This window comes from Luteimonas salinisoli (assembly GCF_013425525.1).
GTDB lineage: Bacteria > Pseudomonadota > Gammaproteobacteria > Xanthomonadales > Xanthomonadaceae > Luteimonas > Luteimonas salinisoli.
Window position 1 is genome coordinate 63,201 of sequence record NZ_JACCKA010000092.1, and the last position, 17,477, is coordinate 80,677.

Consider the following 17,477-nt stretch of genomic DNA (forward strand, 5'->3'; position numbering starts at 1 on the left):
CACCGCCGAAGGCCAATGACGCTATGCGGTCCGGTTCGGCGTGCGGGACCTCGCTGCCGCAGGGAACCGACGCCTTCTTCGAAAATCCCGCGCAGTGTCCAGGGCCGGCGCGACGTCCCGGTGCGGGACCGTCGACGCCATGGATGGATTCACGGCGTGTCCCGTACCGGGGCGCCGTGCCGGCCCGCCCGCGAAGCCACTTGGCAGCGTGGCGGTATATCAATTGCGCTCGTCGCGATTTCCGTCGCTCCCACAAGGGACGACCAGCGGCCAAACCCCTTTTCCCTCGGTGTGGAGAAGAATCGAAACAAGCAAGTGCCTGGCAGAAGCGGGAGCGCTGTGAGCACCTTCGCGCGTGTGCGGGATAGGGCACAGGCCAGGCCCCCGTACAATCCCGCGATGCCCTCCCTCCCCGCCGCGCTCGAAACGGAACTGGCCGAACTGCTCGGCGAGGGCTGGCGCAGCGACGCAGCGATCCTGGCGGCGCACGGCGGCGACGGCTCGCGACACCGCGCTGCGCCGCTCGGCGTGGCCACACCGGCCGATCGCGCCCAGGTCGGCGCGCTGGTGCGCGCCTGCCGCCGCCACCGCGTACCGCTGGTCGCCCGCGGGGGCGGTACCAGCAGCACCGGCGCCGCGCTGGCCGGCGGCGCGGTAGCGGTGTCGTTCGCGCGCATGGACCGCATTCTCGACATCCGCACCGACGACCGGATCGCAATCGTCGAACCCGGCGTACGCAACGGCGCCCTGCAGCACGCACTCGCAGCGCACGGCCTGTTCTGGCCGCCCGATCCGGCCAGCGCCGACGACTGCACCGTCGGCGGCAACCTCGCCTGCAACGCCGGCGGTCCGCGCACGGTGAAATACGGCGCCAGCCGCGACAACGTGCTCGGCCTGGCGGCGGTCACCGGCACCGGCGACATCGTCACTGTCGGCGGCGCCACCACCAAGGACGCCACCGGCTACGACCTCACCCACCTGATCGTCGGCAGCGAAGGCACCCTGGCGCTGATCGTCGAGGCGACCCTGAAGCTGGCGCCGCTGCCCGAAGCGCGCGCCAGCCTGCGCGCCCTCTACGACGACGCGGCGGCCGCGGCCGCGGCGGTGGCGCGGATCATGGCGCAGCCGGCGGCGCCGTCGATGCTGGAGTTCATGGACGCCGCCTGCATCCGCCTGGCGCGCGAGGTCGGCGGCGCGGAGATCGCCGAGGCCGGCGCCCTGCTGCTGATCGAGGCGGACGGCGATGCCGCCACCCTGCCCCATGCGCTCGATGCGCTGGAGCGCGCGGCGCGCGGCGCGGGCCTGCGCGCGATCGAACGCGCGGCAGACGATGCCGCGGGCGCGCGCCTGTGGGCGGCGCGCAAGGCGCTCTCGCATGCGCAGCGCGCGATCGCGCCGGCCAAGCTCAACGAGGACGTGGTGGTGCCGGTGTCGCGGATCCCGGCCCTGGTCGACGGCATCCAGGCGCTGGCGCGCGAGTTCGACCTTCCCATCATCGCCTTCGGCCACGCCGGCAACGGCAACCTGCATGCCAACATCCTCTACGACCCGGCCGATGCCGGACAGGATGCGCGCGCCCACGCCGCACTGCCGCGGCTGTTCGCGCTCGCCCTGTCGCTGGGCGGCACGCTGTCGGGCGAGCACGGCATCGGCACGGCCAAGCGCGGGTTCATGCGCGACGCCTTCGATGCGCCGACCCTGGCGGCGATGCGCGCGGTGAAGGCGGCGCTGGATCCCGACGGCATCCTCAACCCCGGCAAGGTGCTGCCGGAGGCGTGAGCGCGGGCTGCCGGATCAGCCGGCGAAGTGATCGTGGCCGGAGCGCTCCGGGGTCCACTCGGCGCCCTGCGCGTCCAGCGCCCGCACCCGTTCGCCGGCGACCACCGCGCCGATGCGGGTGACGGCGACGCCGCAACCGGCGGCGATACGCGCGACCTCGTCCCGCCGCTGCACCGGCGCGGTGAAACACAGCTCGTAGTCGTCGCCGCCGCAGGCCTGCACGGCGCGGCGCGCCCGCGCCGGGAGCAGCGCCGCGAGCGCCGGGGAGGCCGGCAGCGCCTCCAGCACGACCTCCGCGCCGACGCCGCTGGCGCTGCAAACGTGGCCGAGGTCGGCGAGCAGGCCGTCGGAGACGTCGATGCAGGCGCTGGCGATGCCGGCCAGCGCGCGCGCCACCGCGACCCGCGGCTCGGGCCGGTCCAGCCGGTCGCGCAACCGCCGCGCCTGCCCCGGATCGGCCGCGGCCATGGATCCGTCGCCGCCCGCGAGTTTTAGCGCCGCCGCCGCGTCGCCGAGGGTGCCCGTCACCCAGACCTCGTCGCCCACCGCGGCGCGGCCGCGGCGCAGCTCGCGCTCCGGCGCGACCAGGCCGAGCGCGGTCACGCAGATCGACAGCGGTCCGCGGGTGGTGTCGCCGCCGACCAGGACCACGCCATGGCGCGCGGCCAGTTCCAGGAAGCCGTCGAGGAAGCCATCGAGCCAGGCCGCATCCGCCCGCGGCAGGGACAGCGACAGCGTGCACCAGGCCGGATCCGCGGCCATTGCCGCCAGGTCCGAGAGGTTCACCGCCAGCGCCTTCCAGCCGATGTCGGCCGGCGCGGTGCCTTCCGGGAAATGCACGCCGACGTTGAGCGTGTCGGTGGCCACCACCAGGCGCATGCCGTCCGGGACGCGCACGATCGCCGCGTCGTCGCCGATGCCGAGTTCGACGTCGGCTCGCAGCGCGGCGCGCGCACGGACCCTGGCGATCAACTCGAACTCCATGCGGCGGCGCGACGGCGAGGCTGGGGCGACGGGGCTCTCGCCCCGGTCGTCACGCCTCCCCGGTCCCCCGCTTCTCGACCGCGCGCCATTCCCCGCAGGCGCGGTCGAGCACGCCGTTGACGTAGGTATGGCCGTGCTCGGAGCCGAAGCGCTTGACCGTCTTCAACGCCTCGTCGATGACCACGCGGTAGGGCACGTCCAGCCGGTGCTGCAGTTCGTAGGCGGCGATGCGCAGCATGGCGCGCTCGATCTGGTCGACCTCCTCGATGCTGCGGTCGAGGAACGGCTGCAGCGCAGTATCGAGATCGGCGCGGCGTGCCAGGACGCCACGCACCAGGTCCTCGAAATACTCCAGGTCGGCGACCTCGTGCGCCTGCTCGTGGGCGAACTGGGCGACGATGTCGCCGGCGGCACCGCCCGACAGTTGCCAGGCATAGACCGCCTGCAGCGCACGCCGGCGCGCGCGCGTGCGCTGCACCGGGTCGATGCCGCCGCGCTGCGGCCGGCTCATGCCGGGAACCCGCAGCGCGCCGCCGCCCGGTGCCCGCATCCGGCTGGCGGGCACGTCACTTCAGCTTCCCCATCAGCTCGGCCATCTCGATCGCCACCAGCGCGGCCTCCTCGCCCTTGTTGCCGTGGCTGCCGCCGGCACGGCGTTCTGCATCCTCGGCCCGATCGACCGCGAGTACCCCGTTGGCCACGGGGACGCCCGAGTCCAGCGCCACCCGCATCAGACCGTCCGAGCAGCCATCGGCGACCTGCTCGTAGTGCCGGGTATCGCCGCGCACCACGCAGCCCAGGGCGACGATCGCGCCATGGCGGCCGGCGGCAGCCAGCCGCGCCGCCGCGACCGGGATCTCCCAGGCGCCGGGTACGCGGATCACGTCCACGGCGTCCTCGCCCACGCCGTTGTCGGCGAAGGCCTTGCGCGCGCCGGCGACCAGGGTGTCGCTGATGCGCGGGTTCCAGCGGCTGGCGATGATGGCGAAGCGCGTGTCTTCCGCGGCGCGCAGATCGCCTTCGTAGTGGGTCATTGCGGGCGGGACCTCGAAACGGTGGGACAGTTTAGTGCATGGGTCCTAGTGCATGGGTCGCGGCGGACGTGATCCGGAGCGGCGCGCCACCCGGGCCCGCAGCGCGCCCGGGCCGCGCCGGCGCGCGTCGCTGCATGGCCGCCGTCGCGGCGGTGTGCCGCAGCCGGGCGGCTCCCGGCTTCCGGCTAGAGTTCCACGTACTCCACCACCTCCAGCCCGAACCCGGCCAGCCCGACCTGCTTGCGCGGGGTGCCGAGCACGCGCAGGCGGCCGCAGCCGAGATCGGCCAGGATCTGGCTGCCCGCGCCGTTGCGGCGCCACTCGGCCAGGGCGCCGGCGCGCGTGGGCGCGGCGCTGCCTTCGTCCGGGGCCTGGCGGACCCGCGCCAGCAGCGCGTCGGGGCCGGAAGCGTCCTCGAGCAGCACCAGCGCCCCGGCAGGCGCGCGTGCGATCCGCGCCAGCACCTCGCCCGTCGCAGGCCCGAAGTCGTCGCGGCGCCAATGCAGCGCGTCGGCCAGCGGATTCATCGGCTGCACCCGCACCAGGGCGGGCTGCGCGGCGTCGGGCGCGCCCTGCACCAGGGCGAAATGCAGCCCGTGACTGAGCCGGTCGCGGTAGGTCAGCAGGCGGAAGCGTCCGTGCGCGGTATCGATGCCGCGCTCGTCGATGCGCTCGATGGTGTGCTCGGTTTCCAGGCGATGGCGGATCAGGTCCTCGATCGAGCCGATCTTCAGTCCGTGCTCGCGCGCGAACACCTCCAGCTGCGGGCGCCGCGCCATGCTGCCGTCGGCGTTGAGGATCTCGACGAGCACGCCGGCCGGCTCCAGGCCCGCCAGCAGCGCCAGATCGCTGGCCGCCTCGGTGTGCCCGGCGCGGCTGAGCACGCCCCCGGGATGCGCCTGCAGCGGGAAGATGTGCCCCGGCTGCGACAGATCGCGCGGCCGCGCGTCCGGACGCACCGCGGTGCGGATGGTATGGGCGCGGTCGTAAGCCGAGATGCCGGTGGACACGCCCTCGGCGGCCTCGATGCTGACGGTGAAGTTGGTGCCGTGCGCGGAGGTGTTGTCGCGCACCATTGGCGGCAACCCCAGCTGCGCGCAGCGCTCGCGGGTCAGCGACAGGCACACCAGCCCGCGCGCATGGGTGACCATGAAATTGATGTCGGAGGGGCGCACCAGCTCGGCGGCCATGATCAGGTCGCCCTCGTTCTCGCGATCCTCGTCGTCGACGATGACCACCATGCGGCCGGCGCGGATTTCATCGAGCAGTTCGGGAATCGGGGAGAACGGCATGGGCTGGCTCTGGGCTGGTGATTGGTGATTGGTGATTGGTGTTGGGTCCGACGCCGTCGCCCGGCGCAAGCCGGGATCCGGCGTGTCGCCGCGGCGCGGGCCGTGCGGGCCGTGGTGCGGGTTGCTCAGGTCGCGGGCAGCAGCCTTTCGACGTAGCGGGCCACCAGGTCGACTTCCAGGTTCACCCGGTCGCCGACGGCCGTGGCCGAGAACGCCGTGTTGGCGACCGTGTGCGGGATCAGCGCGACCTCGAAACCGCCCCCATCCACGGCATTGACGGTCAGGCTCACCCCGTCGACGCAGATCGAGCCCTTCTTCGCCACGTAGCGCAGCACCTCCGCCGGCGCGGCGAATCGCCAGCGCTGCGCGCGCGCGTCGGGCACGATCGCCTCGACCCGGCCCACGCCGTCCACATGCCCGCTGACCAGATGGCCGCCGAGCCGATCGTCGGGGCGCATGGCGCGCTCGAGGTTGAGTGCCGCGCCGTCGGGCAGCGCGCCGAGCGTGGTCAGCGACAGGGTCTCGTTGGAAGCGTCGGCCTGGAAGGTCTCCGCATCGAACGCCACCACGGTCAGGCACACGCCGTTGACCGCGATGCTCTCGCCGGCGCGCACGTCGGCGAACGGCAGGCTGCCGACCGCCACGGTCAGGCGCACGTCGCCCCCGCGCGGATCGCGCGCCGCCAGCCGGCCGACGCCTTCGATGATGCCGGTGAACATCAGCGCGCCCCCCGCGCGGCGCGGCCGCGATGGACGGTGATCGGAACGGAGCGGAACGGTTGGGACATGTGCGTTTCCCGCAGTGGAAGCGAAAAACGTCCCGGGCGCGGGGACATGCGCGCAGCCGCAGCCGCGCATGCCGTCTTCTTTCATCCGGACTGTGGGGAACGGATGCCCGGCATGGCGCGCCGCGCATCGATTCCCGGACCGTCGGCTCCGGCATCGGACCGGATCTGCTGGCCTTGCGACGCCCCCGAGGAACCGCCGCAAGCGCTCGCGGGCTCGCGCGGCGGCTTCGCAGAAGCGCCACGCCTACCGCCGGTGGGGAGTTCCACCCCGCCCTGAAGACGTCTGATTGTGAGCTGGATCGCCGGCGAGCCGGCGCGGGGATTCTACAACGCCGCGGCTGCTGCCGGGCAGGGACACCGCGTTCCATTCGAGTGCCGGGTTCAGCGCTAGCGCCTGCTGCTCCTGCGAACGGCCGGATGGGCGGTGATTCCCGACGGCGGCCGACCGCGTCGGTTTTCGCGCGCATGGCGCGCTCCTACCAAGGCTTGCGGCGGGCGTGGACGAACAGGGGCCAGCGCAGCCGCCTGCTGCCCTCCGGATCGCCCCAGGCGGCGGCGATCGCCGGCGCGTGGTGGGCCACCGGGTCCATGCCGTGTTGGTCGCGAAAACGCTTGGTCGCCGAAAAACTGCCGAAATAGCCCAGCAGCCGCGCCAGCGGCCAGTCCGCTGTCATGGCGAACGCCGGGAGCCGGAGCGCTGCGAACGGCCAGTCGAAATCGGCGTAGGCGCTGTCGACCAGCGCGCGCTCGGGCGGCCAGCAGGCGGCGATGTCCTCGCGAAAGGCCTCGACCGCGGCGCGGATCACAGGGTCGGTCTCGATGTCCTGGTAGCCCCAGGCGATCAGGACCCCGCCCGGCCGCAGCACCCGTGCGCATTCGGCGAAGAACGCGCTGCGGTCGAACCAGTGCAGCGCCTGCGCCACGCAAACCGCGTCCACGCCGGCGTCCGCCAGGCTACAGCGCTCCCCCGGCTCGACCGCGAAGCGGACGTTCCCGGGGCCGTGCGCCCTGGCGATCTGCGCGGCGCTGGGATCGGTGGCGTGCACGGCGTCGAAGCGCGCCGCCAGCGCGCGGCTGGCCTGGCCGCTGCCACAGCCGGCCTCCCACGCGCAGCCGTGCGACGGCGCCGCGGCGGCGATCCAGTCGAACAGCGCCTCCGGATACTCCGGCCGCGCCTGTGCATAGGCCTCGGCCACCGCGGAGAAGTGATCGTGAAACCCGGTCCGGCTGTTCATGCGTCCTCCCGGCGCCGCCCACGCGGCATTCTGTCCGGAACGTCCGCTGGCGACGACGGTCGTCCGTCACGGCAGGCGCGGCAGGCGCGGCAGGCGCGGCAGGCGCGCGATGCTACCGCTACCGCTGCTGGGGCCGCAGGCGCAGGCGCAGGTCGCCGCCCACCGCACGGGTCTCGAAGACCTGCAGCTGCAGGCGCTGGGCCATGGCGTCGATGCCGAGGCCGGCGAACAGCGGCCGCGCGCGGTCGCCCAGCAGCACCGGTGCGACGTACAACAGAAGTTCGTCCACCAGACCGGCGGACAGGAACGCTCCGGCCAGGGTGGCGCCGGTCTCCACGTGCACTTCGTTGATTTCGCGCTCGGCCAGCAGCCGCAGCACCGCGCCCAGGTCGAGATTGCCGCCGCTCGCCGGCACCGCGGCGCGCTGCGCATCGATCCCGCGCGGCGGCTTCACGTCCGGCGCGTGCAGGTACAGGGTCGGCGCCTCGCCTTCGCGGACCCGGCCGCGGGCCACGGTGGCGAGCCCCGGATCCAGCACCACGCGCAGCGGCGGCAGCACCTCGACGTCCTCCGGCAAACGCACGGTGAGCTGCGGATCGTCGGCGAGGATGGTGCCGGCGCCGGCGACGATCGCCCCGGCGCGCGCGCGCCAGCGGTGCCCGTCCAGGCGCGCGGGCTCGCCGGTGATCCATTTCGAATCGCCGTTGGCCAGCGCAGTGCGACCGTCCAGGCTCATGGCCAGCTTCACCCGCACCCAGGGCCGGTCGCGCTCGATGCGCGAGAGCCAGCCGGCATTGAGTTCGCGCGCCTGCGGCTCCAGCAGCCCGGACGCGGTCTCGACCCCGGCGGCGCGCAGCCTTTCGAATCCCTTGCCGTCCACCTGCGGGAACGGGTCGCGCATCGCCGCGACCACCCGCCCCACCCCGGCCGCCGCCAGGGCATCCGCGCACGGCCCGGTCGCGCCGGTGTGCGCGCACGGCTCCAGGGTCACGTAGGCGATCGCGCCGCGCGCTCGAGCGCCGGCCGCCTCCAGCGCCACCACCTCTGCGTGAGGACCGCCCTTGCGCACGTGCCAGCCCTCGCCCACCACTTCGTCGCCCTGAACCAGCACGCATCCGACCATCGGGTTGGGCCGGGTGGTATAGGTGCCGCGCGCCGCCAGGCGCAGGGCCCGCGCCATCATCGCGTGGTCGGCGGCGCTGTACTCCGGCGTCGCCGTCACCGCCGCTTCCTGCCCTTGCCCGGGCTCTTCTCGAACGGCACCACCTCGCCGGTCAGCAGCGGCAGCTGGCCCTCCCCGGGCAGCTCGCGCTCGAGCCGGTCGAGCTCCTCGCGAAAGTCCGCCACGTCCTCGAACGAGCGGTAGACCGAGGCGAAACGCACGAAGCCGACGTGGTCGAGCTTGCGCAGCTCGGCGATCACGAACTCCCCGACCCGGCGCGAGGAGATTTCGCGCTCGGTGGTCATGCGCAACTGGTGCACGACCGCGCGCACCGCCGCCTCGATCTGCTCCTCCGACACCGGGCGCTTGTGCAGCGCGCGGTCGAAGCCCAGGCGCAGCTTGCGCGCGTCGAACGACTCGCGGCGCCCGTCGCCCTTGATGATCACCGGCAGCTTCAGCTCGATCGTCTCCAGCGTGCTGAAGCGCTCGCCGCAGGCCTCGCACTCGCGGCGGCGGCGGATCGTGGCGCCGTCCTCGGAAACGCGCGAGTCGATCACGCGGGTGTCTACGTGCTGGCAGAAGGGGCAGTGCATCAGCGGGCCGGGAGTCGGGAATCGGGAATCGGGAATCGCAAGAGCCGGAGCGAGGAACCACCGCTGCCGGCGATTCTCCATTCCCGATTCCCGATTCTCGTATCAACCATAGACCGGGAACCTCCGGCACTGAGCCGTGACCTTGTCGCGGACGGCGGCGACGACGGCCTCGTCGGCGGGGGCGTCGAGCACGTCGCACATCCAGCCGGCCAGGTCGATGCAGTCCTGTTCGCCGTAGCCGCGGGTGGTCACCGCCGGGGTGCCGATGCGCAGTCCGGAGGTGACGAAGGGCTTCTGCGGGTCGTTGGGCACCGCGTTCTTGTTGACCGTGATGTGGGCCTTGCCCAGGGCGGCCTCGGCGTCCTTGCCGGTGATGCCCTTGCCGATCATGTCGACCAGCATGAGATGGTTGTCGGTGCCGCCCGAAACGATGCGGTAGCCGCGCTCGACGATGGTCTTCGCCATGGCCCGCGCATTCGTGACCACCTGTTCCTGATAGGTCTTGAACTCCGGCTCCAGCGCCTCCTTGAAGGCCACCGCCTTGGCGGCGATGACGTGCATCAGCGGGCCGCCCTGAATGCCCGGAAACACGATCGACTGCAGCTTTTTCTCGACGTCGGCGTCCGCGCCCTTCGCCAGGATGATGCCGCCGCGCGGGCCGCGCAGGGTCTTGTGGGTGGTGGAGGTGACCACATGGGCGTGCGGCAGCGGGCTCGGATACGCCCCCGCCGCCACCAGGCCGGCGACATGCGCCATGTCGACGAACAGGATCGCGCCGATCTTGTCGGCGATGGCGCGGAACCGCGCCCAGTCGACCACCCGCGAATAGGCGGAAAACCCGGCGACCACCATCTTCGGCCGGTGCTCCGTGGCCAGGCGCTCGACGGCGTCGTAGTCGATCAGGCCCTCGTCGTCGACTCCGTACTGGACGGCGTTGAACAGCTTGCCGGAGGCATTCACCTTGGCGCCGTGGGTCAGATGACCGCCATGGGCCAGGCTCATGCCGAGGATCGTATCGCCGGGCTGCAACAGGGCGAAGTAGACGGCCTGGTTGGCCTGGGACCCGGAATGCGGCTGGACGTTGGCGTAGTCGGCCCCGAACAGCTCCTTCACCCGCTCCAGCGCCAGCCGCTCGGCGACGTCAACGTATTCGCAGCCGCCGTAGTAGCGCTTGCCGGGGTAGCCCTCGGCGTACTTGTTGGTCAGCACGCTGCCCTGGGCCTCGAGCACGCGGGGGCTGGCATAGTTCTCTGAGGCGATCAGCTCGACGTGATCCTCCTGGCGCCGCCGCTCGTCGGCGATCGCCGCGGCCAGTTCGGGGTCGTAACCTTCGATGCGGGCATCACGGGGGAACATCGGCGCTCCAGTCGTCCTTCAGGCCCCGTATTGTAGCGCCCCACCGCTCTCCGGCCCGATCGCCGCATCGTCCCCAGCGCATTCCCGGCAGTCCCGACCGACCACCGCCCACAGCTGCCCGAACGAGCGGCCCGAGGCACCTCGGGGCCATCGGGCGGGGGTGGCGCCGCAAGTCGCTCCCCGATACTCGCTTGGTTGCGACGCCACCCCCACCCGATGGAGCGACATTCGCCGGCGCTTCCGGAAAAGCAGGAGCCGACGCGGCGAGCCTTGCCCACGACCCACGCTTTTCGGCCCGATCGCCGCACCGTCCCCAGCGGGCCGGGGGATGCGTGACAACCAAGCGAGTATCGGGGAGCGACTTGGCACGGATCCCCCGGCCCGCCCCCCAGCGCATTCCCGGCATTCCCGGCAGTCCCGACCGACCACCGCCCACAGCTGCCCGAACGAGCGGCCCGAGGCACCTCGGGGCCATCGGGCGGGGGTGGCGCCGCAAGTCGCTCCCCGATACTCGCTTGGTTGCGACGCCACCCCCACCCGATGGAGCGGCATTCGCCGGCGCTTCCAGAAAAGCAGGAGCCGACACGGCGAGCCTTGCCCACGACCCACGCTCTCCGGCCCGATCGCCGCATCGTCCCCAGCGGGCCGGGGGATGCGTGACAACCAAGCGAGTATCGGGGAGCGACTTGGCACGGATCCCCCGGCCCGCCCCCGCGGCGCTTTTCGTCGTTTGTCGCCCGCCACCCGGTTTCAACCTCGCCCTCGATGGCAGAAACCGCACCCACACCCGCCCAGCGCCAGGAAACCGCGCGCCCGCTATAATTGCCCGATCCCCGAACACCCTCCGTCCGCGCGCGCCCCCGCCGCGCGGCGGCAAAGTCGCACCGGAGCCCCCATGTCGCAGTACATCTACACCATGAACGGCGTCTCCAAGACCGTTCCGCCCAAGCGCCAGATCATCAAGGACATCTCGCTGTCCTTCTTCCCCGGCGCCAAGATCGGCCTGCTCGGCCTGAACGGCGCCGGCAAGTCCACCGTCCTGCGGATCATGGCCGGCGTCGACACCGACTTCTCCGGCGAGGCCCGCCCCCAGCCCGGCATCAAGGTCGGCTACCTGGCCCAGGAGCCCGAACTCGACCCCGACAAGACCGTCCGCGAAGCCGTCGAGGAAGGCGTCGGCGAGATCCTCCAGGCCCAGGCCGAGCTGGACAAGGTGTATGCCGCCTACGCCGAAGAAGGCGCCGACTTCGACAAGCTCGCCGCCCAGCAGCAGCGCCTCGAAGCGATCCTCGCCTCCGGCGACGCCCACCTGCTCGAACAGCAGCTCGAAGTCGCCGCCGACGCCCTGCGCATCCCGCCGTGGGACGCCAAGATCGGCCCGCTCTCCGGCGGCGAAAAGCGCCGCGTCGCGCTGTGCCGCCTGCTGCTGTCCAAGCCCGACATGCTGCTGCTCGACGAACCCACCAACCATCTCGACGCCGAGTCGGTGGAATGGCTGGAGGAATTCCTGGCCCGCTATTCCGGCACCGTCGTGGCCGTCACCCATGACCGCTACTTCCTCGACAACGCCGCCGAGTGGATCCTCGAGCTCGACCGCGGCCGCGGCATCCCGTGGAAGGGCAACTACAGCGACTGGCTGGTGCAGAAGGAAGACCGCCTCAAGCGCGAGGAATCGCAGGAGAAGGCGCGGCAGAAGGCGATCGCCCGCGAGCTGGAATGGGCGCGCAGCAACGCCAAGGGCGGCCGCTCCAAGGGCAAGGCGCGCCTGGCGCGGATCGAGGAGCTGCAGTCGGTCGACTACCAGCGCCGCAACGAGACCAACGAGATCTTCATCCCGCCGGGCGAGCGCCTGGGCAACTCGGTGATGGAGTTCAAGGGCGTGACCAAGTCGTTCGGCGACCGCCTGCTGATCGACGACCTCAGCTTCATCGTTCCGCCCGGCGCCATCGTCGGCATCATCGGCCCCAACGGCGCCGGCAAGTCCACCCTGTTCCGGATGATCATCGGCCAGGAGCAGCCGGACCAAGGCGAGATCGCCACCGGGCCGACCGTCAAGCTGGCCTACGTCGACCAGAGCCGCGAAGCGCTGACCGGCAACCACAACGTGTTCCAGGAAGTCAGCGGCGGCGCCGACATCCTCAACATCAACGGCATCGAGATCCAGTCGCGCGCCTACATCGGTCGCTTCAACTTCAAGGGCCAGGACCAGCAGAAGCTGGTCGGCAACCTCTCGGGCGGCGAACGCGGCCGCCTGCATCTGGCCAAGACCCTGCTGCAGGGCGGCAACGTGCTGCTGCTCGACGAACCGTCCAACGACCTCGACATCGAGACCCTGCGGGCGCTGGAGGACGCGCTGCTGGAGTTCCCGGGCAACGTCTTCGTGATCAGCCACGACCGCTGGTTCCTGGACCGCATCGCCACCCACATCCTCGCCTTCGAGGGCGACAGCCACGTCGAGTTCTTCCAGGGCAACTACCGCGAATACGAGGAAGACAAGAAGCGGCGCCTGGGCGAGGAAGGCGCCAAGCCGCACCGCCTGCGCTTCAAGGCGTTGAAGTGACGGACCGGCCCGCGCGCCCAGCGCGCGGCTTTGCCGGCCCGTCATCCCGGCGGCTTTCTACAGCCGAACGGCTGGTCGGTCCGGGACCGAGCACCGGCAAGACGAGCCGGCGCGCCGAACACCCGATCCCGGCTTGCGCCGGGATGACGGACCCAGCGAGCTGTCGGAGCGAACGATGAACTTCATGCAGGCCCTGCAGCAGCGCTGGCACGACGCCGATTCCCTAGTCTGCGTCGGTCTCGATCCCGAACCGGCCCGGTTCCCGGGGAAGTTTCGCGACGACCCGGACGCCGTGTTCGCCTTCTGCCGGGACATCGCCGACGCCACAGCCGAATACGCCTGCGCCTTCAAGCCCCAGATCGCCCACTTCGCCGCCCTCGGCGCCGAAGATGCCCTCGCCCGCCTGATCGCACACATCCACACCTGCCACCCCGGTGTCCCGGTGATTCTCGACGCCAAGCGCGGCGACATCGGCAGCACCGCCCGGCACTACGCCGCCGAGGCCTTCGACCGCTACCGCGCCGATGCGGTGACCGCCAATCCCTACCTGGGCCGAGACTCGCTGCAGCCGTTCCTGGACCGCGCGGACAAGGGTGTGGTGATCCTGTGCCGGACCTCCAACCCGGGCGCCGGCGATCTGCAGGACCTCGTCGTCTCCGGCGGCGACCACGCCGCTCGCCCGCTCTACCAGCACGTCGCCGAAACCATCGCGCGCGAGTGGAACGGCAATCGCAACTGCGCGCTGGTGGTCGGCGCGACCTGGCCCGAGCAGCTGAAGCAGGTGCGCGAGATCGTCGGCGACATGCCGTTGCTGGTGCCCGGCGTCGGTGCGCAGGGCGGCGATGTCGCGGCGGTGGTGCGCAACGCCAGGAGCGCCGACGGCACCGGCCTGATCGTGAGCAGTTCGCGCGCCGTGTCGTACGCCTCCGACGGCGACGACTACGCCGATGCGGCCGCGGCCGCGGCCGGGGCGTTGCGCGAGGAAATCAACCGCCACAGGTGACTCGCCCGCTGCTTCCGCGCAGGGGAGCGCGGCGCAGCCTCGTCGACCACCGAGCGCCGCGGCTGGCTCCGGAAGGGTCGGTGGCAATCCGGACAGGTGCTCAGGCGGGTCGGCGGCGTTCCCTGCTGCCTGCAGGAGCGGCCCAGGGCCGAAGACCGCGGGAACGTCCGTCCGGGTGGGCGGCGATCTCAGGCATCCTTGACGGCGCCGGCCTTCGCGCGCATGGCGCGCTCCTACAGGATTGTCCTCGCGCGCCGTCCCGGCCCGCGTCATGCCGACACGTCGATGAACGTGTTGATCGACAGCCGCCCGGCCGTCGGGTCGGCCGGCGGCACCCGGTCGTTGTCGATATCGCCCGAATGCAGCGAGTTGCGGCGGTACACCACCAGCCGGTTGTACACGCCTTCTACGCGGCCGATCCGCTCGAACAGGGCGGTATCGCCGCTGATATACCCGTCGGACGGCGCCTCGCCGCCGCGGCTTTCCTCGTCCAGGCAGCGGAAGTACGCCTCGCGTCGTTCCTCGCCGACCGATTCGAAACCGGTGCGGCGATGGCGGTAGAAGGCGGTTCCGCCCCAGTCGCCGCGGAACAGGTAGTGCACCGTCGCCAGCCCGCTGCCGGAGACCGAATCGATGTGCGGGATCCGCTGCAGGAACGCCAGCTCCTGCGGCGGCCGGGTGACCAGCGAGTAGTGCGCCATCGGGAAGGCGAAGCTGCCCGACGCCAGCCCGAACGCCGGCAGCAGCGGCGTCAGCACCTCCTGCAGAAAGGCTTGGTACGACAGCGGCGCCGGGGCGCGGATGCCGGGGAACATCGACTGCTGGGCGACGTAGTGGCGGGCGATGGCCTTGCGCACCAGGCGCCCGGGATCGGCGACCAGATCGTCGATCACCAACAACGGCGCCCGCTCCTCGCCGATGGAGAAGCGGCGAACGCGGAGTTCGGGATGGGGCTTGAGGATCATGCGCGTTCCCGCCGGCCGATCGCGCCGGCTACGTCGAGGCAGGGCCCCGGTTCAGCCACGTTGCGGGGTCCGCCTTGCAGTAGCGGTCGATGAAGCCCTGCTGCGCCGGCATCCGCGCGACCGCCTCGCCGATCTGCCCGCGCAACGTGTCCAGCAGCCTGCGCAAGTCGGCATTGGACAGCGCGCGCGCCAGCGGGTGGTGCTGGCCGGGCACCAGTCCCTGCCCCAGCATCACGTGGGTCCAGGAATCGACCCGGAACAGCTCGTCGCCGCCCTGCCAGGCATGCGCGCGCTCGCGCCACGCTCCCAGCCGGATCGCCAGCGATTCCGGCAGCTCCATCTCCCGGCATGCCTTCCACATCGGCTCGTCGCGCTGGTTGGCGTGGTAGTGCAGGATGATGAAGTCGCGCACGTGCTCCATTTCCCGGCGGCTGGTGTCGTTGTGGATCTCCACCAGCGACTGCGGGATGCCGTCGAACGGAAACTGCTCGATCAGCCGCACCACGGCGCTGATCGCCAGGTGGATGCTGGTCGATTCCAGCGGCTCGATGAAGCCGCTGGCCAGGCCCAGCGCGACGACGTTGCCGTTCCAGGTCTTCAGCCGCCGGCCGCTGCGGAACGGCACCAGCCAGGGGTCGCGGACCGGCGGCGCGCCGGCGTCATCGAGCAGCTTGGCGCGGGCCTCGTCGTCGGACATGTGGCGGCTGGAGAACACCAGGCCACAGCCAACGCGGTGCTGCAGCGGAATGTGCCAGCGCCAGCCGGCCTGGTGGGCGATCGCGCGCGTATAGGGCACCGGCGGCCCGACCGCTTCGGTCTGGACCGCCACGGCGCGATCGCAGGGCAGCCACTGGTGCCAGTCCTCGTAGCCGGTGCCCAGGGTCTGCTCGATCAGCAGGCCGCGGAAGCCGGTGCAGTCGATGAACAGGTCGCCCTCGACCACCTGTCCGCCTTCCAGCGCCAGCGCCTGCACGTGACCGCTTTCCGGATGCCGGCGGACCTCGCGGATCTTGCCTTCGATGCGCTTGAGCCCCTGGGTTTCTGCCCTGCGGCGCAGGAAGCGCGCGTACAGCGCCGCATCGAGGTGATAAGCGTAGTTGACCCGCGGCTTGTCCAGTTTCGCGAACAGGTCGTCGCGCGAGGCCACGGTCTCCAGGCAATAGTCGCCGAGCTCGGAATGCGTGCCGCGGCGCAGACTCTCGAGCCAGAAATGGTGGAATGCACAGACCAGGGTACTGGTGCCGGTGATACCGAAGGGATGGATGTAGCGCTCCCCGTGCCGGCGCCAGTTCTCGAACGAGATCGACAGCTTGAAGGTACCGGCGACCGCGCGCAGGAACTCCTGTTCGTCGATCTGCAGCAGGCGGTGGAAGGCGACCATCGGCGGCACCGTCGATTCGCCGACGCCGACCGTGCCGATCTGCTCCGATTCGACCAGGGTGATGTCGAGCAGATCGCGGAACTGGTGCGACAGCGCGCAGCCGGCGATCCAGCCCGCGGTGCCGCCGCCGGCGATCACGACCTTGCGTATCCTCTGCTCGCTCAATGGCGTTCCCCTTCGTGATTCGTGATTCGTGATTCGTGATTCGTGATTCGTGATTCGTGATTCGTGATTCGTGATTCGTGATTCGTGATTCGTGATTCGTGAAAGGCTACGGCCTTTTCGCCTTTTCCGGTCGCGAATCACCAATCACGGCTATTCATCGATTCAACTTGTCGATCAGCATCGCCCGCAGCTGCCTGGCCATCGCCTCGTCGACCGGACCGAGCACCCCGCGCGCACGTTCCGGCAGGTGGGCGCCGGCGCGGTCGGCGGGGCCGAAGACGTAGTGCTCGAACACCTCGCGCCAGGCCTGCTTCTCGCGCTCCGGGCGGTCGCGGATCGTCCAGATCGCGTGGTACAGCGCGTGCATCGGCGTCGGGACGTATGCCGGCATGCTGCTCCACCAGTAGTTCACCAGCACGTTGAATCCGTCCAGACCCTCGACCTGGTGCCACCACATGCTGGGAATGAAGATCGCATCGCCCGGCTCCAACAGCGCGGACCGTCCCGCCGCCAGCGCTTCGCGGAAGCGCGGATGGCGCGCGAAATCTGGCTGGGCGAAATCGACCAGACTGATCGCCTGCCCGCCCGGGGTCGGATCGAGCGGACCGGGGTAAAGGTTGCCGATCTGGTCCGACGGGAACAGCGTGAATCTCCGCCGACCGATGCAGCAGCAGGCGATGTTGTTCGGCGCGTCGTAATGGCAGGACGCGGTGGTGCGATTGCCGATCCAGATGCTCGGCGGCGCCTGCACGCCGTGAGCGGCGAAATCGAGATCGTTGTGCCCGCGCAACCCCGGCAGGCAGGCGTCGACCGGCAGCGAGGCCATGTAGTACGTGGGCGGATGGATGTCGTCGAGATGCGCGAGGATCTCGGCCAGCAGGGCGTCCAGTCCGCCGCGGCGCACCTCGCAGTCCAGGGCCGTGAAATCGTCGTTGTAGAACGGTCGCCCGGCCACCTCGGGTCCGCCGTACGAATACTGCACCGGGCGGCCGTTGTAGAACCCCGTCAGATACCGGACGGACGCCTCGGCCGAGCCCCTCCCCTGCTTCACCAGCTCCCAGTCGCGCACCAGTCCGCGCAACACCACCGGGCGGCCGCCTTCGAGCAGCTCGTCGAGCGGCAGTGCATCGGGCCGGCAGCCCGCGCGCTCGTCGATGTCGGCCGTCACGTTGGACATGAGG

The 17,477-nt window shown here is 71.2% G+C and carries 15 protein-coding genes and 1 riboswitch; of the genes, 3 read left to right on the forward strand and 12 right to left on the reverse strand.

Annotated elements, in window-relative coordinates:
• Positions 1 to 399: 399 nt before the first annotated feature.
• Positions 400 to 1,779 (forward strand): FAD-binding oxidoreductase, encoded by a 1,380-nt coding sequence (locus H0E84_RS18595; RefSeq protein WP_180680151.1) that lies wholly within the window; start codon positions 400 to 402, stop codon positions 1,777 to 1,779.
• A 15-nt stretch (positions 1,780 to 1,794) separates the two neighbouring features.
• On the opposite strand, the gene thiL is transcribed toward H0E84_RS18595, so the two are convergent.
• The 9 genes from thiL to glyA form a co-directional block, all read right to left on the reverse strand.
• Entirely contained in the window at positions 1,795 to 2,763 is a 969-nt protein-coding gene (gene thiL, locus H0E84_RS18600; RefSeq protein ID WP_180680152.1) for a thiamine-phosphate kinase, read from the reverse strand.
• A gap of 49 nt (positions 2,764 to 2,812) precedes the next feature.
• Positions 2,813 to 3,313, reverse strand: coding sequence for a transcription antitermination factor NusB (nusB, locus tag H0E84_RS18605; RefSeq protein WP_425600511.1), 501 nt, complete (start codon positions 3,311 to 3,313; stop codon positions 2,813 to 2,815).
• A 16-nt stretch (positions 3,314 to 3,329) separates the two neighbouring features.
• Positions 3,330 to 3,797, reverse strand: a complete 468-nt coding sequence (gene ribH / locus H0E84_RS18610; RefSeq protein ID WP_180680154.1) for a 6,7-dimethyl-8-ribityllumazine synthase — start codon at positions 3,795 to 3,797, stop codon at positions 3,330 to 3,332.
• Positions 3,798 to 3,982: 185 nt separating this feature from the next.
• Complete coding sequence (ribB, locus tag H0E84_RS18615; protein WP_180680155.1) at positions 3,983 to 5,089, reverse strand: 3,4-dihydroxy-2-butanone-4-phosphate synthase; 1,107 nt, start codon at positions 5,087 to 5,089, stop codon at positions 3,983 to 3,985.
• 125 nt (positions 5,090 to 5,214) lie between these two features.
• On the reverse strand, positions 5,215 to 5,808 hold the full coding sequence (locus tag H0E84_RS18620) for a riboflavin synthase (protein ID WP_180680156.1): 594 nt from the start codon (positions 5,806 to 5,808) through the stop codon (positions 5,215 to 5,217).
• Between the two features lie 137 nt (positions 5,809 to 5,945).
• Positions 5,946 to 6,161, reverse strand: a riboswitch (FMN riboswitch).
• A gap of 191 nt (positions 6,162 to 6,352) precedes the next feature.
• Positions 6,353 to 7,111, reverse strand: a complete 759-nt coding sequence (locus H0E84_RS18625) for a class I SAM-dependent methyltransferase (RefSeq protein WP_180680157.1) — start codon at positions 7,109 to 7,111, stop codon at positions 6,353 to 6,355.
• A gap of 118 nt (positions 7,112 to 7,229) precedes the next feature.
• Positions 7,230 to 8,294: a bifunctional diaminohydroxyphosphoribosylaminopyrimidine deaminase/5-amino-6-(5-phosphoribosylamino)uracil reductase RibD gene (gene ribD / locus H0E84_RS18630; protein ID WP_180680183.1), complete on the reverse strand. Its 1,065-nt coding sequence runs from the start codon at positions 8,292 to 8,294 to the stop codon at positions 7,230 to 7,232.
• Between the two features lie 35 nt (positions 8,295 to 8,329).
• Positions 8,330 to 8,866, reverse strand: coding sequence for a transcriptional regulator NrdR (nrdR, locus tag H0E84_RS18635; RefSeq protein WP_180680158.1), 537 nt, complete (start codon positions 8,864 to 8,866; stop codon positions 8,330 to 8,332).
• A gap of 102 nt (positions 8,867 to 8,968) precedes the next feature.
• Positions 8,969 to 10,222: a serine hydroxymethyltransferase gene (gene glyA, locus H0E84_RS18640; RefSeq protein ID WP_180680159.1), complete on the reverse strand. Its 1,254-nt coding sequence runs from the start codon at positions 10,220 to 10,222 to the stop codon at positions 8,969 to 8,971.
• An 895-nt stretch (positions 10,223 to 11,117) separates the two neighbouring features.
• On the opposite strand from glyA, the gene ettA reads away from it, so the two are divergent.
• Both ettA and pyrF read left to right on the forward strand, forming a co-directional pair.
• A complete protein-coding gene (gene ettA / locus H0E84_RS18645) occupies positions 11,118 to 12,782 on the forward strand; it encodes an energy-dependent translational throttle protein EttA (RefSeq protein WP_180680160.1) in 1,665 nt (554 codons plus the stop codon).
• Positions 12,783 to 12,957: 175 nt separating this feature from the next.
• Entirely contained in the window at positions 12,958 to 13,785 is an 828-nt protein-coding gene (gene pyrF, locus H0E84_RS18650) for an orotidine-5'-phosphate decarboxylase (RefSeq protein ID WP_180680161.1), read from the forward strand.
• A gap of 269 nt (positions 13,786 to 14,054) precedes the next feature.
• Here the strand turns inward: pyrF and H0E84_RS18655 are convergent, their stop codons facing one another.
• The 3 genes from H0E84_RS18655 to H0E84_RS18665 form a co-directional block, all read right to left on the reverse strand.
• A complete protein-coding gene (locus H0E84_RS18655) occupies positions 14,055 to 14,750 on the reverse strand; it encodes a DUF6445 family protein (RefSeq protein ID WP_180680162.1) in 696 nt (231 codons plus the stop codon).
• 28 nt (positions 14,751 to 14,778) lie between these two features.
• Positions 14,779 to 16,296, reverse strand: coding sequence for a tryptophan halogenase family protein (locus tag H0E84_RS18660; protein WP_180680163.1), 1,518 nt, complete (start codon positions 16,294 to 16,296; stop codon positions 14,779 to 14,781).
• Positions 16,297 to 16,450: 154 nt separating this feature from the next.
• Positions 16,451 to 17,473, reverse strand: a complete 1,023-nt coding sequence (locus H0E84_RS18665; RefSeq protein WP_180680164.1) for a cupin-like domain-containing protein — start codon at positions 17,471 to 17,473, stop codon at positions 16,451 to 16,453.
• Positions 17,474 to 17,477 lie beyond the last annotated feature (4 nt).

What these genes read in the sequence shown, in the direction of transcription:
- H0E84_RS18595 (WP_180680151.1), top strand. Translation starts at nt 400, where the DNA reads ATGCCCTCCCTCCCCGCCGCGCTCGAAACGGAACTGGCCGAACTGCTC.
- thiL (WP_180680152.1), bottom strand. Translation starts at nt 2,763, where the DNA reads ATGGAGTTCGAGTTGATCGCCAGGGTCCGTGCGCGCGCCGCGCTGCGA.
- nusB (WP_425600511.1), bottom strand. Translation starts at nt 3,313, where the DNA reads ATGCGGGCACCGGGCGGCGGCGCGCTGCGGGTTCCCGGCATGAGCCGG.
- ribH (WP_180680154.1), bottom strand. Translation starts at nt 3,797, where the DNA reads ATGACCCACTACGAAGGCGATCTGCGCGCCGCGGAAGACACGCGCTTC.
- ribB (WP_180680155.1), bottom strand. Translation starts at nt 5,089, where the DNA reads ATGCCGTTCTCCCCGATTCCCGAACTGCTCGATGAAATCCGCGCCGGC.
- H0E84_RS18620 (WP_180680156.1), bottom strand. Translation starts at nt 5,808, where the DNA reads ATGTTCACCGGCATCATCGAAGGCGTCGGCCGGCTGGCGGCGCGCGAT.
- H0E84_RS18625 (WP_180680157.1), bottom strand. Translation starts at nt 7,111, where the DNA reads ATGAACAGCCGGACCGGGTTTCACGATCACTTCTCCGCGGTGGCCGAG.
- ribD (WP_180680183.1), bottom strand. Translation starts at nt 8,294, where the DNA reads ATGATGGCGCGGGCCCTGCGCCTGGCGGCGCGCGGCACCTATACCACC.
- nrdR (WP_180680158.1), bottom strand. Translation starts at nt 8,866, where the DNA reads ATGCACTGCCCCTTCTGCCAGCACGTAGACACCCGCGTGATCGACTCG.
- glyA (WP_180680159.1), bottom strand. Translation starts at nt 10,222, where the DNA reads ATGTTCCCCCGTGATGCCCGCATCGAAGGTTACGACCCCGAACTGGCC.
- ettA (WP_180680160.1), top strand. Translation starts at nt 11,118, where the DNA reads ATGTCGCAGTACATCTACACCATGAACGGCGTCTCCAAGACCGTTCCG.
- pyrF (WP_180680161.1), top strand. Translation starts at nt 12,958, where the DNA reads ATGAACTTCATGCAGGCCCTGCAGCAGCGCTGGCACGACGCCGATTCC.
- H0E84_RS18655 (WP_180680162.1), bottom strand. Translation starts at nt 14,750, where the DNA reads ATGATCCTCAAGCCCCATCCCGAACTCCGCGTTCGCCGCTTCTCCATC.
- H0E84_RS18665 (WP_180680164.1), bottom strand. Translation starts at nt 17,473, where the DNA reads ATGTCCAACGTGACGGCCGACATCGACGAGCGCGCGGGCTGCCGGCCC.